Origin of the sequence: Aliivibrio fischeri ATCC 7744 = JCM 18803 = DSM 507 (genome assembly GCF_023983475.1) — a bacterium.
Lineage (GTDB): Bacteria > Pseudomonadota > Gammaproteobacteria > Enterobacterales > Vibrionaceae > Aliivibrio > Aliivibrio fischeri.
Genome location: NZ_CP092713.1, coordinates 383,284 through 399,016, shown reverse-complemented (window position 1 = coordinate 399,016; position 15,733 = coordinate 383,284). Strand labels below are relative to the sequence as shown.

Below are 15,733 nucleotides of genomic sequence, written 5' to 3'. Positions count from 1 at the left end.
TCAAAAAAGGAATGCCAATATGAACACATTATCAATTTATCGTTTTAAACAGTGGCTAAAAGAAGGAGAGAGTCCGCTAGCTCTGACACTATTTCGTATAGCGAAATCCATCCGACATTTTGAGTTGCCAACTCCTCGCCTGCTTAACAAGGTGCTTTATGGGTTGCACAAGACTCTATGTACTCAATGGCAAGCATTTACTCACCTCATCTTCTATGTTCCAGCTTTCAAAGGTCGTTTAGAAAGTTATGGGAAACGCACACTGCTTTACGGTGGCTTACCTTTCTTTAGTGGTCCTTTAACAATGCGTATTGGTAATGACTGCCGCATTTCAGGGCAAACGACCTTTAGTGGGCGAACGAATTCAGATAATCCAACCTTAGAAGTGGGAAACAATGTCGATATTTGTTGGCAAACTACTATTGCTGTAGGCAACAAAGTCATTATTGGTGACAATGTGCGAATTGCAGGACAAGGTTTTTTATGTGGGTATCCAGGGCATCCCATTGATCCAACAGAGCGAGCTTTAGGGAAACCCGAACTAGATAGTCAAGTGGGCGATATTATCTTAGAGCAAGACGTATGGCTTGGCTCTCGAGTGAGTATTATCGGCAACGTTACGGTTGGTGAAGGAACTATTGTTGCATCTGGTAGTGTCGTGACCAAAAGCCTTCCATCTTTTGTACTTGCCGCCGGAAATCCGGCAAAAGTAATCAAAAAATTAGATGTTAATTCCTTAAATACAATCAAAGAGGAAATTCGCTATGAAGCCTGATTTGATTGTATTTGGAGAAGATTGGGGAGGACTTCCCTCAAGTACCCAACACTTAATAAAACAACTATCGCTTACTCGAAAAGTAGTGTGGGTTAACTCTATTGGTTTACGCCAGCCTCGCTTCTCAATTCATGATATAAAACGAGTGTGGAGAAAGCTGACACAAAAAAGAGCTGTTCAAGCCCATAATGAAAATGAGGCTCCGTTTACAACGGTAAATATCAAAACCATCCCTGCGCCAAAGGGAACATTTGCTCGTTGGGTTGCAAAAAAGCTTATCATCAATCAACTTAAGCCTATTTTGCAAAAAGAAAAACTAAACCAACCTATCTTATGGACATCATTACCTACGGTTGCTGATGTGTGTGGTGAACTAGGTGAAAAAAGCGTGGTTTATTATTGTGGTGATGATTTTGGTGCATTAGCTGGTGTTGACCACAGCACAGTAATACAGCATGAACAAAAACTCATTGATAAAGCAGATCTTATCCTAGCCGCCAGTAAAAAGTTACTAGTAAAATTTCCTAAAGGAAAAACCCAATTATTAACCCATGGTGTTGATTTCACATTATTTAATCAACCAGTACCAAGAGCAAAAGATCTGCCTAATGATGGGCGCCCTATTGCTGGTTTTTATGGCAGCCTATCCGACTGGCTTGATTACGACTTGCTAAATCAAGTTATTGCAGACAACCCACTTTGGCATTTCGTTTTTATCGGAAAAAATGAATTAACGTATAACCCATTTAAAAATCATCCTAATTTGCACTTACTTGGCCCCAAAATGCACTACCACTTGCCAAGATATAGTCAGCATTGGCAAGCAAACCTACTCCCATTTGTTGATAATGAACAAATTAGAGCCTGTAATCCTTTAAAACTATTAGAATATTTAGCAACAGGGACGCCTATTATTAGCACTTCATTTCCAGCGTTAGCGCCTTATATTGCTGAAATTCACACTGTAAATTCAACTCAAGATTTTACGACTCATTTAAACAATATTTATTCTAATTGGCTCAATTCATCAGTAAATAACAAAAACACTCAGCAAGCCGCATTAACTAAAAAGCATACATGGCAAGCAAAAGCACAACAGCTTGATGTGTGGTTGGAGGCATTATGATCACTTTAAGCCAACGTATTTTTATTATTTTAGAATCAGCATGGCGTCGCCGTTATTTGATTGTCTTACCTATAATATTAATGCCTTTTATTGGATTAACTATTGCGAAGTTAGCACCAAAGCATTATGACTCTCACACCAGCATGTTGATCCAAGAAACAGCAAAAATGAACCCATTCTTGGAAGATTTAGCCGTATCTACCATGTTAAAAGAGCGATTAAGTGCTTTGCAAACTCTTCTACATAGTCGGCATATATTAGGCTTAGTAGCAGAAGAACGAGGTTATATTCATGAATCAATGTCCCCTCAAGCTATTGATAATGAGATCAATCAACTATCCGCCAACTTATCTGTCAGCATGGCCGGTAAAGATTTAATTCGTATTGATTATCGAGCAAATAATCCTGATGGTATGAAAGATACGTTAGAGGCAGTTAGTCGTCATTTTACTGAGCAACTTTTAGCACCTGAACGTTCATCTATGAAGGATTCAAGTCAATTTCTTGCGGATAATATTGAATTTCGTCGACAAGAATTAGATATCGCGGAAGAAAAACTGGCCGAATTTAAAAGCCAAGAAAATACCGTATTACCTGAAATGCAACTCACAAGCTTAGATAGGCTAACCAAACTAAAACAACGTTTATACGAACGACAAGCTGAGCTCGCTGGTGCCAAAAAGCGTTTAGGCTCAATCGATCTTCAACTTTCAAAAACCAATCCAGTAATAGGGAAAATAGAAGAACAAATCATCCGAATTCGCGGAGAGTTAACCTTATTGCAAGCCAAATACACCCCTCAACACAGCAAAGTTCAAGGTAAATTACGTAACTTAAACCGTCTCGAAGAGGAACGTTCTCGCTTACTTTCACAAACTCAACCGGGCTTAAGTAGTGAACAATTATGGGACATCGCAAGTAGTAATAGCGTTGAAGATTTAGCAAAAGCGCCACCAATTCTTCTATCCCAACTAGAAGAGTTACAACAAGCAACCAGTAAAGTTGATGCATTAACAGAAGAAACTCGAGTTCTCGAAAGCATGATCAAGGATATTGAACTACAAGCATCTTCATTTGGACAAAACGAAAAAGTACTTTATCAATTACAGCGAGACTTAACGCTTAAGCGCCAGCTTTACAATGACTTAGTAGAACGTTTTGAAATGGCTAAGCTCACTCGTTCACTCGGGGTTTTTGAGCAAGAAAAACGAGTAAAAATTATTGATCGGCCTTATACACCAAGTGGACCTTCAAACTTACCCACCATTCTATATGCCATTGCAGGTATTGTAGGAGGTATCGGATTAGGTGTAGGTATGGCCGTGATTGCTGAATTATGTGACACCAGTATCCGAAGAAAAGATGAAATTAAAGCTCTAAACCCTGCACCTGTTCTTAGTCGCATACCGCCACAGCCCATGAAATGTTTTCATCTAACTGAAGAAAACCCAACGGTAGCGGACAACTTACTAGCAAACATATCTAAAGCAAATTAAAAATGACTCTCTTATTAATGTGAAACTTCAAATTACTAAATTCATTCTCAATTTGAGAAAAAGAAAATAACAACAATCAACATATTGAATAATAAAGAAATTTTAATTGGCACAATCTCTGCAATTTGTACATTAGAATCACAAATAGGAGTGCGATATGAAAACCATTATTCACGTTGTCCAACACCTTTCACCTGGCGGGTTAGAAAGTATGGTATTAGATATGTTGGAGTTTACAAGCCAAGAACATCGCATTGTTATTGTGAGTTTAGATGGTACTTATGAAGAAACGATTGAAAACTGGCCAAGACTGCAACGATATCAAGAGCAAATCATTTGTCTAAATAAATCGACAGGGTTTTCCTTTAAAACGATTAATCAATTACTTAATTTATTTAAAGAATACAATGCTGATGTTGTACATTCTCATCACATTGGTCCTTTAATTTATTCGGGCATTGCGGCTAAATTAAATAAAAAAATAAACCATGTGCATACCGAGCATGATGCCTGGCATCTAAATGTAAGCAAGCACCGTCGATTACAACGATTGGCCTTATCTTTATCTCATCCAAAATTAGTTGCAGATGCTAGCTTTGTAAAAAAAGCGCTTAATAATATTTTTAATAGCTACCCTATTTACACAATAAAAAATGGCATTAATCCATATAAATTCAGCATTGGCGACAAACAAAAAGCAAGAAGTAAACTGAATATAACACTGCCTGACAACGCCATTGTTATTGGTAATGCAGGTCGATTAGAACCTGTGAAAGGACAGTTAAACTTAATTGAAGCGTTTCGATTTCTAAATTCAAAATATCATTTACTGCTTGCAGGCTCTGGCTCTCAAAAAGAACACTTAATGCAACTGGTTAAGCAATATCATTTAGAAAGTAGAGTGCACTTTCTTGGGCATATCGACCATATGCCAACTTTCTATCACACGTTAGATTTATTTTGTCTTCCTTCCAATAACGAAGGATTTCCATTATCCACACTAGAAGCTCAAGCTTGCGGCATCCCTTGTATCGCAAACGATGTTGGCGGTGTAAGCGAAACTCTGTGCCCGAAATCCAGCATATTGGTCAATAACAATACGGCTATAACGTTAGCTCAAGCCATTGAATCTATGACACACAAAACCAAAAAATTCTCTTCACGAGATTTCATTTTAAAAAATAACCACGCCCAATCAATGGCTAGTGCCTATGAAGAGTTATATTTTGAAGGAGCAAACCTATGAATCTTTTTCTTATCATCATTACATCGTTAAGTATTGGTATCGTAATATACCATCATACACTTTACCCAATGCTGCTACGTTGGTTTGCTTCTCGTCATCCAGTAAAGGGAATAGAACCAACCTGTAGAAATTTTGCTGAATCAAAAAAAGATCGTACATTGCCTTTAATAACCATGATCATCCCAGCTTATAACGAAGCACAATGGATTGCAGAAAAGATTCGTAATTTATCCTGCTTAGATTATCCATCTTCAAAATTAAAAATTATCATCGCATGTGATGGATGCACTGATGATACTGTTACGATCGCTTATAACACCATACAAGAAGCGTTATGTGCAGATACCCATTTTGAGATTTTAGATTTTGAACATAATCAAGGAAAAGTGGCGCTGCTTAATCAACTTATCCCTCAATACCAATCAAGTGACATCATTGCACTAAGTGATGTTTCCGCTTTACTTTCGTATGACGCATTACTTATTGCAGCTAAACATTTCGAAAATAAAAATGTCGGTGTTGTAAATCCCACTTATCATTTATTAGCTCCTTCCTCTGAAGGTGAAAAGAAATATTGGGAATATCAAACCAGTATTAAACAACAAGAAGCAACATTGGGTTCAAGCCTAGGCTCCCATGGTGCTTTTTATCTATTTCGTTCAGAACTGTTTATTCACTTAGAATCAGATACCATTAATGACGACTTTATTTTACCCATGATGATAGTAAAGCAAGGTTATCAAGCAGTATATGACCCAAGCATTCTAGCGCTAGAGCTAGAACATGTTGTACAAGAAGAAGATTTTTCTCGAAGATTAAGAATTTCAGCAGGGAATGTACAGCAGCTGTTCCGTCTGATTACCTTATTTAACCCTAAATACAAAGGCACGGCATTTACCTTTTTCTCTGGCAAAGGGTTAAGAGCAATGATGCCATATTTCATGCTCATTGCTTATATTGGCTCAGCCTGCCTTTTATCCAACTCTTTGTTTTTAATCGCATTTATTGGGCAAGCCCTTGGGTATTGCATAGGTATTATTAGTCTGTTTTTCCCTACATTATTTTCAAATAAATATTGCCAAATTCTTGCTTATTTAGTTTCTGGTCACATGGCAAATTTACTTGGTGGTCTAAATTACATCTTTAAAAAACCAACGGTTCCATGGACCCGAGTTCAAAAATAAAAGAGGACTTTATTATGATAGATTCATATTACACAATGAACCAATCGACCATTAAAGCCAAACGTGCTTTCGATGTCTGTTTATCCATCATTGGCTTAATGCTTACATTACCACTTTTCCCATTTATTGCTTTAGCCATTAAGTTAGATTCAAAAGGTCCCGTATTTTACCGCCAGCTTCGAGTTGGAAAGGCTATGCCAGATAAAATTGATGTTTTTGAAATGATAAAGTTTAGAAGTATGGTGCAAGATGCCGAAGTGGTTACTGGAGCTACTCTTGCAACAAAAGGCGACAGTAGAGTTACCACTGTTGGTCGCATATTACGTAAAACACGCCTAGATGAATTACCACAGTTTTTTAATGTGATAAATGGGGATATGTCTCTTGTTGGCCCAAGACCTGAACGCCCAACCTTTTATAATAAGTTAGAGCGTGAAATCCCTTACTTTAGTGAAAGAACTTATGGCGTTTTACCAGGTATTACAGGATTAGCTCAAATTAACCAAGGTTATGATACGTGTATTGAAGATGTTCGTTCAAAAGTAGGATTTGACCATAGCTACGCTCTATCATTAACTTCAATTTCAGGATGGATTAAATCTGATATTTATATTCTTCTAATGACAATCAAAGTAATGATATTTGCTCGTGGTCAATAAAACTCAGTTTCTATTTGAAATTTATATATAAACCACCTTTAACCATTAAATTTTTATGGGTATCCTTTGTTGTCATTTATGCTCTTAAACATGCTAACTAATTAATTTATAAATAGACTCGTCTAGCAGTTATCAAAATTAAGACAATTAATGAATAGAATAAACTGCTACTATCTAACTAACAGCAATCAACTATTGGGAATACGGATACCTGATATGCAAAAAACATTGACGTCTGCCATCGACATTCCAGAGCAAATGCAAAACGACTGGCAAAATATGCTCGATATTTTATCGAATGTAATTAATGTACCAGCGGCATTAATTATGCGTATTTATGATAATGACATTAAAGTTTTTTCATCCAGTTCATCCACAGAAAACCCTTACATTAAAGGGGCGACAGAAAAACTCAACCAAGGGTTATATTGCGAAACAGTCATCAAAGAAAGACAGGAACTTACTGTCTTCAATGCGCTAGTTGACCCTGAATGGAACAATAACCCCGATCTAAAGCAAAACATGATTGCATATTGCGGGTTACCTTTATATTGGCCAGACAATACGCCTTTTGGCACCCTATGCATCTTAGATAAAAAAGAAAATCACTTTTCTCCAGCTTATCAAAAGTTGATGAAAACCTATCAGCATTCGATTGAAGCTCAACTTAATACCTTGTATCAACATGCTGACCTTCTTTATCGTCATAAAGAACTGCAAGCGGAAGTAGCGAAAACAACTCAACATCTAAATGAAATTAACATCAAATTATCTAATGAAATAGACTGCCGACGAGCTGCTGAACAAAAAGTGGAATATCATAAAAATCATGATGTTAATACTGGTTTCTTAAACCCTATCGCCATTCACCGACATGTAGATAGTCTGATCAAAAACGAAACCAAATTTGTTCTACTTCATGTCCATTTTGCGAATAGTCGAAAAATCCAGCAAGAATATGGCTATCAAGCTTTTGATTCTCTATTGATAGAATATCGTTCTAAATTAACCAAAATTACTGATACTTCAGTAACTGGTCGTTTAGGCTCTTCTGATATCCTATTAATTGTTCAAACTGACAAAGAAAAACTACCACAACTTTGCCAGCATTTATCCGAAATAGGCCAAGCAAACTACACTGCAAATGAGCAATCTCTCCATTTACAAAGCTACGTTGGAGCCGTACATTCGAAAGAAGGTATTTCTCGTTCAGACCTACTTCAATTTGCTTATGATACGGTTGTAAAATGTCAAAGCTTAGGCAAAACCTTTACTATTGCTGATGTTTCACTACCAACTCAATCAACATTATCCGAACATAAGATTGAACGCTACCTACTTGAAGCCGTTCGTAATCATGATTTGTTCTTAAATTATCAACCAAAAGTATGCCCAGTAAATAAAAAATGGATTGGTTGTGAGGCATTATTACGTTGGAATCACCCACACTTAGCCGCCATTGCGAATGATGTATTAATACAACTTGCAGAACGAAATGGACTTATTTACGAACTAGGGAACTTTGCACTTCGTAACGCAATTCAACAAGCTTCAGAGTGGATTCTACACTCACCAAATTTTGTTATGGCTGTGAATATTTCGGCTGTCCAATTAAAAGATCCTCATTTTGTTACTCATATAAAACAATTACTTAATCTATACCAATTGCCAGCTCGCAATCTTGAACTGGAAGTAACAGAAAGTGGCTTAATTTCAGATGAACCACTAGCCATCGCGACATTAAGTCAGCTAAATAATATGGGAATATCTATTGCGTTAGATGATTTTGGTACTGGCTATGCTTCATTCCAATACCTGAAAAAATACCCATTCAGTTCATTGAAAATCGATAAAAGCTTCATCGCAAATATTGAGAAAAACGCAGACGATCAAAATATTGTGTGCGCGATGATCAACATAGCTAAGAAACTGCAACTAAAAGTAGTTGTAGAAGGGGTTGAGAATCAAAATCAAGAAGCATTTGTTGTTAAAGAAGGCATAGACCTAATTCAAGGCTATCTCTATTCAAAACCCATTTCCGCAACCGATTTTGAAGAAGGGTTATTTAATCAATCTTCAATTGGTACGCCTTATTTCCAATTTGTGTAGTGGGCACTCTAAAATATCATTATAGAAAGAAGCAGAAGATCTGATACTCTTGCTAACAAATATCATAATAAAATGAACCCAGTCAGCATGAATATTCAAAAAATAGAACAAGAAGTACAACAGTGGTTAGAAGATGTGGTCATCGGCCTCAATCTTTGCCCTTTCGCAGCAAAACCCAACCGTAATAAACAAATCAAAATTTTTGTATCTGAAGCAACGACAGAAGAAGCATTGCTTGAAGATATTCTTCAAGAGTTAATGAATTTAGATTCGAAAACAGCTGAAGAGTTAGAAACAACGCTAGTTGCGATTCCTAATATGCTGCAAGATTTTATGGATTATAACTTCTTCTTAGATTGGGTTGACGCACTCATCAAACAGCAAGAATGGGAAGGTATTTATCAAATTGCGACGTTCCACCCTGATTACTGTTTTGGTGGTGCAGAGCCTGAAGATGATGAGAACCTAACTAATCGCTCTCCATATCCTGTACTTCACCTTATCCGTGAAGAAAGCATGGAAAAAGTGCTAAAACACTACCCAAATCCTGAAGCTATTCCAGATACAAACATTGCACGTGTTGAGGCGTTAACTTTAGAAGAACGTCGTAAGCTATTCCCTTACTTGTTCGTATGAGATAGGCTAGCAGCCATTAAGAAATAATTGAGAGAAATCGATGAAACGAGTTGTTTTATATGTTGCAGATAAATGTCCTCACTGCAAAGAAGCGCAACGATACCTTGATTCTAAAGGCATTAAATATCGTTTAACTAACGCAAAAATGCAGCGTGGTCGTAAAGAGCTAGAAGCCATTGGTGCTCGCTCTGTGCCGGTATTAAAAATCGGCGATCAAATGATGGCAGGTTGGAATCAGAAGAATTTCGATAAGATGTATAATAGTTAATTAAAAAAGGAGCTTATTTAAAGCTCCTTTTTTACATGACTGTAAATTTAAAAACACTTTCAACAAGAGAATAATATTTAAAAATAATTAATTTATATTAATCAATAATCACGCTATCTACATAAATAATATAATTATCTTCTTTATTTATTTCGCCTTTGATCGTCACTTTATCGTTTGGTTTCACTTGTAAACCAGACATCTTATCACCATCAATCTTTACATTTAAAGAGCCTGTATTATCTTTAAATACATAGACTTCCTTTCCTAAAGGTTCAATTAAGTACCCAGTTAATAGGATCGGTGTATCATCAATGACGGCGCTAGCATTTAATACCGATTCTACGCTATTTATTCCATCAACAGGTTTAGAAAATTCATCCTGATAATTAGCGGTTTGATCATTAGCCAATGCAAGAGTTGATGAACAAGCTAATATTAGTGTAAATAACAAATGTCTTTTTTTCATAAATAAAACCTTAACTATTATTATATGAAAAACCACATTAACATTTGTAACTCAATTTAATTACGACAAAAATAAGTTATAAATATATAGTAGTTTTAATCAATTTCATTTAGAGATTACGCCTAGTTTTTAATTATATCAAGACTTATGTTTGTTTTTATATTTCGATTAAAAACATTGTTATAACCTATAAATAAACAGTAATTAACCCACTGATTAACATCGTGTATATTGCATTTTCACTAATGTAAAACTTCATTCAAAAAAGCAAAATATAAACATAAATAAAAAGCAGGTTTTAATATAATTAAAACCTGCATAAAAACTAAAATAATAACTTAAAAGATCTACTTTAACGGTTTTAGTAACTGCTTTATCACACTCACCAAACTCATAAAGACAATGCTCATTGCAATTAATGGCAGTACAAACCACATACTGATATGAAGTGTCGGTTCTAATTTAAATCCCCATTTCACTAAGCTGAATACAATCGCTTCAGCTCCCATAACGGCAACAAACCCCGCAGCTAATGCCATCACACCATATTCACTCCATAGTGTATTACTAATACGTTGACGACTGGCGCCTAGAGTTCGATAAAGAGTGATCTCACGTTGACGCTGATACAAACTCAAACGAAGTAACGTGAATATCAATAAAATACCACTCACGACGCCTAATCCGGCTAATACAGTTAATGACCACGTAATTTGAGCTAGCATGGCTTGGATCTTCCCTCCCATGGTTCTAAAGTCTAATAAGCTAACCGTTGGGTAATCACGAGCCAATTGATTCAATAACGTATTTTCATCGTCATTCACTTTAAAACTAACTAACCACGTCGCTGGTAAATCTGCAATCACATCGGGGGTGAAAATAAAATAAAAGTTCGGTTTCATACTTTGCCAATCAACAACACGAATCGAATTAACTACCGCAGTAAAGGGCTGACTATTCACCGAAAAACTCAATGTATCACCAATAGTAATATCTAAGTCATTCGCGACATCTTGCTCAACAGACACTCCATTTTCGCTTGTCCATGCACCTACAGTGACCTGATTATGAACAGGCAATGTATTACGCCAAGTAAAATTAATTTCACGACGTAGCGCATCTGAGCCTTGTCCTTCACCTTTCATTTTCTCTTTGGTACTTTCACCATTAATTTCTGTTAAGCGTCCACGAACAATAGGGTAACCTTCTGAGCGATCCAATTTTTCATTATCCAATACTTGTAAGTACTCTTGTTGCTCATACGGAGCAATATTCATCGCAAACACATTAGGTGCATCCGGCGGTAAAGTTTGTTGCCAATCTCCTAATAAATCGGTTCTCACTAGCCAAATCACGGCCACTAACATTAAAGAGCCAGACAGTGCAGCCAATTGCATCATGCTGTTTTTTGGGGAGCGTTTAATCCGACTCAATGCCAATGTCATTGCAGCCCCCCATTTAACCCGCCCAAACAGGTGCACTAAACCGTAACTAATGCCAGCAAGTAAAACAAACAGTATGACTAAACCAACCGATACCATCCAAACTAGGCTGTTATTTCCATACATGAATAAAAAAGCCATGATGGGCACAGCAATAAGCCACCATCCTTTTTTTGAAGAAGTGTTTATTTGAGATTGCAAAACGGCAATCGCCGGCGTATCCAAAAGACGAATTAATGGAATACCAAGAGCTGGTAAACCAATGAATAAAGCAACAATAGAGCCAAATAAGAAAGGTTGCCAACCATAACTCGGTAAGTCTTCGGGTAGAATATCCGTTAAGGGAATACGTAATAACAACTCTAGTCCTAATCCGATTAAAGACCCTGCGATCACACCCGTAACAAACATCAAACCCACTTGACTGAATAACCAGCGCTTCAGCCACACTTTACTTGCCCCCATGCTTTTTAACATAGCAACGGTATTCGCACGACTGGTTGCATAATGCTGACAAGTTAATACTAAAGTGACCGAAGCCATTAAGATCACCATCAAAATCGTCAGTGACAAATATTGCTTTGCTTTTTGCATTAAATCGGCAGTTCGACCCTGTGTTTCTTCACTTATCCAACTTTCCCCTGCTTGCAATTCATACTCACTTTGAAGCAATGAGACCCCATTATCATCCCCTTTAAATAACGTTCGATATTGCACTCGGCTGCCCAGTTGAATGGCACCTGTTTTATCTAAATCAGATTGATGAATAAACACACTTGGCATAGTACGAAATGGGTTAAACGCCAACTCAGGTTCTGATTCAATCACTCCAGATATCGGCAACTCTGCATCACCAATGGCAATCACATCACCAATATGTAATTCCAGAAGAGATAAAAGGCGATCCGCAACCCACACCTCTCCTTGATTAACTTGTGTATGTAATTCATTGTTTTCACCATGCAATAATAGCTCACCACGAAGTGGATAATTGCTCTCAACAGACTTCACGCTCACCAATTGCATTCCAGTGTCACTGAATGCCATGGTTTGGAAACGAACTTGAGAGGAAGTAACTAGGTTTTGCTCAGCAGCACGCTGTAAAATAGATTCAGGGGTAGGATTTGCTGAACGGAAAACCAAATCCGCCGCCATCATAGAGCGACCTTGATCTGTCATGACTTTTTCAACCCGGATGGCTAAAGCAGATAATGCAACCACACACGCAACAATCAAGGTTAGCGCCGCCATGACAGGCCATAATTGTCCCTGCCAAATCTCACGCCAACTCCACCTCAATATCATTCGATTTCCAGAAAAAGGGGGATATTCTGAAGAGATTGATGTTAATGATTTCTCACTCATTTTACTTTACCTCTTCGCGGATCTGCCCAGCATCTATCGTTAGTGTACGCCCACATTTCTCAGCCAATTTAGGATCATGGGTGATAAGAACCAAGGTTGTCCCATGTTTTTGGTTCATTTCAAACAAAAGCTCAATAATGTGTTCAGCGGTATGTTGATCTAAATTTCCTGTGGGTTCATCAGCAAACAGGATTTTGGGTTGAGTCATAAAGGCGCGAGCTAATGCCACACGTTGTTGCTCTCCACCTGAAAGTTGAGATGGCAGATGCGTTTCTCGCCCTGAAAGTCCAACAGAATCGAGTAACTGTTTTGCTTTTTTAATGTCTTCACCTTCCCCACGTAAAATAGCCGGCAAAGTGACATTCTCAAGCGCTGTCAATGATGGGATAAGTAAGAAACTTTGAAATACAAAACCAATAGATTCACTACGGATCTGAGCTCGGGCCTCATCATCCATTTGAGATAGGCTTTTCCCTAATAATTCAATATCACCAGTAGAGGGGGTGTCCAACCCTGCAAGCAAAGTCATTAATGTTGATTTACCTGCACCTGACGTGCCAACAATCGCAACACTTTGACCAGATTGCACCTCAAAAGAAACGTCTTTTAAAATGGTTAATTCTGCCTCGTTAGAAATCACAGACTTTCCAACTGAACTCACTTTTATGGCAATCGTCATTATCCTTTCCTTTTGATATTATTTTTATGCTGTTATACGTATTGTATACATAAGTTCTTATTAATCAGCAATTTCATTTACACTTCTTTAACCAATTTATATAGGCAGATTTACGCTTTCTGCTATTCTATTGTTATCCACTATTGTTAAGGTTACTCATGCGTAAATTACTGACTCTTACTCTGATACTTATTAGCAGCCAATTTCTTGCTGTAAAAACCGCTTATAGCCAAACCTTACTGATTCTTGGTGACAGCTTAAGTGCGGGATATAACATGCCAATAGAACAAAGTTGGCCTTCATTATTACCAGAGCAACTTAATGCTTTAGGTAAGCCAACCACGGTTATAAATGGCAGTATTTCAGGTGATACAACAGGCAATGGATTAGATCGATTACCTAATCTATTAAAACAACATAAACCTAATTATGTACTTATTGAGTTAGGAGCCAATGATGGACTCCGTGGATTTCCACCACAAAAAATCAATGCCAATTTAGAAGAGATATTCGCTCAAATTAAGGCAAATAATGCACAACCATTATTGATGCAAATTCAAGTACCACCTAACTATGGAAAACGATACAGCCAAGCATTTGGATCACTTTACCCTAAATTAAGTGAAAAACACGCCATCCCCCTATTACCTTTTTTCTTAGAACAAGTAATCGTAAAGCCAGAATGGATGATGAAAGATGGATTACACCCAAAGCCTGAAGCTCAACCTTGGATAGCGGAGTTTATGGCAAAAGAGCTACAACCCTATTTATAAAAATTTTTATTCATAACAAACAAAAAGCCCGTCTATATTAAATAAACGGGCTTTTAAAATTACGGCTACCAATACAATCGGTATTATTCTGTATCATCATCAGCAGAGCCACTATCGTCATCATCTGAATTGTCTGATGAACGCTGTGTTCCACATAATGTATGAAATCTTGGCTTAAAGTTAATTTTATTTTGATACTTCAACCAACATTGCGCAAATTCTGAAGTCTCAGCAGGTAGATGCTGTATTTGCTCAACAAATCGTATTTCTGCTTCTGATTCAGGAGCCAACGTACCGTTTAATAGAGACTGCATTGTTCGACCATAGGTTTCTAAAATCAACGCTTCGCGGATTGTGAAACCACTGCGACTAAAACCTCGTTTGAAGTTTTTGTCATCGTAAAATTTAGTAAGAGTTCGCATTGATGCTTCTTCGTGACCACAAAAAACGTATATGTAATTCAGTGCAGTCACATTGTACAACGAAAAATATTAGCGATTTCAATCAAAATATTTTATTGTGGCGGTTACCACCATCAAAGAGATGATAACTTTGGATACTGATCTGCTTAAAACCTTCTTAGAAGTCACAAAAACGCGCCACTTTGGGCGTGCTGCAGAGCATTTATTTCTCACACAATCAGCCGTGAGTTTCCGTGTTCGACAGCTTGAATCACAGCTTGGAAACCCATTATTTACGCGCCAACGCCATAATGTACAGCTAACTGCTGCTGGTGAGCGCTTACTTCCTTATGCCGAAGCGATTTTACAAACATGGGGAAGAGCAAAACAAGACGTTGCACTGACTGAAGATTATAATTCGCAAATAACCATTGGTGCCAGTGCACTAATCTGGGAATTTGATGGAATATCAGATTGGATAAATGGGATCTATGACACAATCTCTGGTTTGGCATTACGCCTAGAATCCATACCTCGTCAAGAACTGGCAAAAGCACTATTAGAAAAGAGTGTGGACCTTTTTATTACCAGTGAACCACCCAAAATTGATGGTATTCGTGTATTTAAAATTCGTGATTATCAACTGCAACTCGTCTCTAGTACTCCAAACAGTACAATGGAAGCCATTCAATCTATGCCATTAGTGTATTTAGATTGGGGAGCTCGATTTGCGATTCAGCATAGTAAAATTGCTGAACTGCAAAAAACACCCATTTTGCATACCCATTCATCAAAAATGGCGCTTGATTATTTAATGTCACATTCAAGTATTGGTTACTTGCCTGCCCCAGTTATTAACCAAAGCGTTGATAATAAAGAACTGTATGTTGTGGAAGGCGCGCCAATTATGGAGCAAGAGCTGTACTTAGTGTGGCAAGAAAAAAGCGAAAAAGCAGAGCTTATTGAGCAAATTACCAACATAAAACCGAAAATGGTTACCTCTAGCGTTTAAAAAGCGATTTTTCGATTTACGATAAGGGCTTACACAAGCCCTTTTATTTTATCTATTTCTATAATAAATCACTGTATTAAGTGGTTTAATTGC

At 37.3% G+C, this 15,733-nt stretch carries 15 protein-coding genes; 11 read left to right on the top strand and 4 right to left on the bottom strand.

The genetic code is table 11. From position 1 onward, the window contains the following. Positions 1-19 precede the first annotated feature (19 nt). The 9 genes from AVFI_RS15410 (at position 20) to AVFI_RS15370 (ending at position 9,499) form a co-directional block, all read left to right on the top strand. Positions 20-775, top strand: a complete 756-nt coding sequence (locus AVFI_RS15410; protein ID WP_054775168.1) for an acyltransferase — start codon at positions 20-22, stop codon at positions 773-775. After that, positions 765-1,901 (top strand): glycosyltransferase family protein, encoded by a 1,137-nt coding sequence (locus AVFI_RS15405; RefSeq protein ID WP_146865797.1) that lies wholly within the window; start codon positions 765-767, stop codon positions 1,899-1,901. Before AVFI_RS15410 ends, AVFI_RS15405 begins: the two co-directional genes overlap by 11 nt. Then, positions 1,898-3,397 carry a GumC family protein gene (locus tag AVFI_RS15400; RefSeq protein ID WP_054775167.1) on the top strand — a complete coding sequence of 500 codons (1,500 nt, stop codon included), beginning with the start codon at positions 1,898-1,900 and terminating at the stop codon, positions 3,395-3,397. The genes AVFI_RS15405 and AVFI_RS15400 overlap by 4 nt, the downstream gene beginning before the upstream one ends. Positions 3,398-3,554: 157 nt before the next feature. After that, positions 3,555-4,643, top strand: coding sequence for a glycosyltransferase family 4 protein (locus AVFI_RS15395; protein WP_146865799.1), 1,089 nt, complete (start codon positions 3,555-3,557; stop codon positions 4,641-4,643). Next, the gene (locus tag AVFI_RS15390; RefSeq protein ID WP_054775166.1) at positions 4,640-5,827 is read left to right on the top strand and encodes a glycosyltransferase family 2 protein; all 1,188 of its coding nucleotides are present in this window, start codon (positions 4,640-4,642) and stop codon (positions 5,825-5,827) included. Before AVFI_RS15395 ends, AVFI_RS15390 begins: the two co-directional genes overlap by 4 nt. 14 nt (positions 5,828-5,841) lie before the next feature. After that, positions 5,842-6,486 (top strand): sugar transferase, encoded by a 645-nt coding sequence (locus AVFI_RS15385; protein ID WP_188863213.1) that lies wholly within the window; start codon positions 5,842-5,844, stop codon positions 6,484-6,486. Between the two features lie 216 nt (positions 6,487-6,702). Then, a complete protein-coding gene (locus tag AVFI_RS15380) occupies positions 6,703-8,595 on the top strand; it encodes a sensor domain-containing phosphodiesterase (RefSeq protein WP_188863214.1) in 1,893 nt (630 codons plus the stop codon). Positions 8,596-8,682: 87 nt separating this feature from the next. Beyond that, positions 8,683-9,231, top strand: coding sequence for a DUF1415 domain-containing protein (locus AVFI_RS15375; protein WP_005423707.1), 549 nt, complete (start codon positions 8,683-8,685; stop codon positions 9,229-9,231). Positions 9,232-9,271: 40 nt separating this feature from the next. After that, positions 9,272-9,499: a glutaredoxin family protein gene (locus AVFI_RS15370; RefSeq protein WP_005423709.1), complete on the top strand. Its 228-nt coding sequence runs from the start codon at positions 9,272-9,274 to the stop codon at positions 9,497-9,499. 97 nt (positions 9,500-9,596) lie between these two features. On the opposite strand, the gene AVFI_RS15365 is transcribed toward AVFI_RS15370, so the two are convergent. The 3 genes from AVFI_RS15365 to AVFI_RS15355 all read right to left on the bottom strand — a co-directional run bounded on the left by AVFI_RS15365 (position 9,597) and on the right by AVFI_RS15355 (position 13,454). Then, positions 9,597-9,968, bottom strand: coding sequence for a YgiW/YdeI family stress tolerance OB fold protein (locus AVFI_RS15365; protein ID WP_005423711.1), 372 nt, complete (start codon positions 9,966-9,968; stop codon positions 9,597-9,599). Positions 9,969-10,315: 347 nt separating this feature from the next. Then, entirely contained in the window at positions 10,316-12,775 is a 2,460-nt protein-coding gene (locus tag AVFI_RS15360) for an ABC transporter permease (RefSeq protein ID WP_065622501.1), read from the bottom strand. 1 nt (position 12,776) lies between these two features. Continuing rightward, entirely contained in the window at positions 12,777-13,454 is a 678-nt protein-coding gene (locus AVFI_RS15355; protein WP_065622500.1) for an ABC transporter ATP-binding protein, read from the bottom strand. Positions 13,455-13,612: 158 nt separating this feature from the next. Between AVFI_RS15355 and tesA the strand changes: the two genes are divergently transcribed. Beyond that, a complete protein-coding gene (gene tesA / locus AVFI_RS15350) occupies positions 13,613-14,227 on the top strand; it encodes a multifunctional acyl-CoA thioesterase I/protease I/lysophospholipase L1 (protein WP_065622499.1) in 615 nt (204 codons plus the stop codon). An 83-nt stretch (positions 14,228-14,310) separates the two neighbouring features. Here the strand turns inward: tesA and AVFI_RS15345 are convergent, their stop codons facing one another. Then, positions 14,311-14,649 carry a DUF413 domain-containing protein gene (locus AVFI_RS15345; protein WP_005423717.1) on the bottom strand — a complete coding sequence of 113 codons (339 nt, stop codon included), beginning with the start codon at positions 14,647-14,649 and terminating at the stop codon, positions 14,311-14,313. A 130-nt stretch (positions 14,650-14,779) separates the two neighbouring features. On the opposite strand from AVFI_RS15345, the gene hdfR reads away from it, so the two are divergent. Continuing rightward, the gene (hdfR, locus tag AVFI_RS15340; protein WP_188863215.1) at positions 14,780-15,640 is read left to right on the top strand and encodes an HTH-type transcriptional regulator HdfR; all 861 of its coding nucleotides are present in this window, start codon (positions 14,780-14,782) and stop codon (positions 15,638-15,640) included. Positions 15,641-15,733 lie beyond the last annotated feature (93 nt).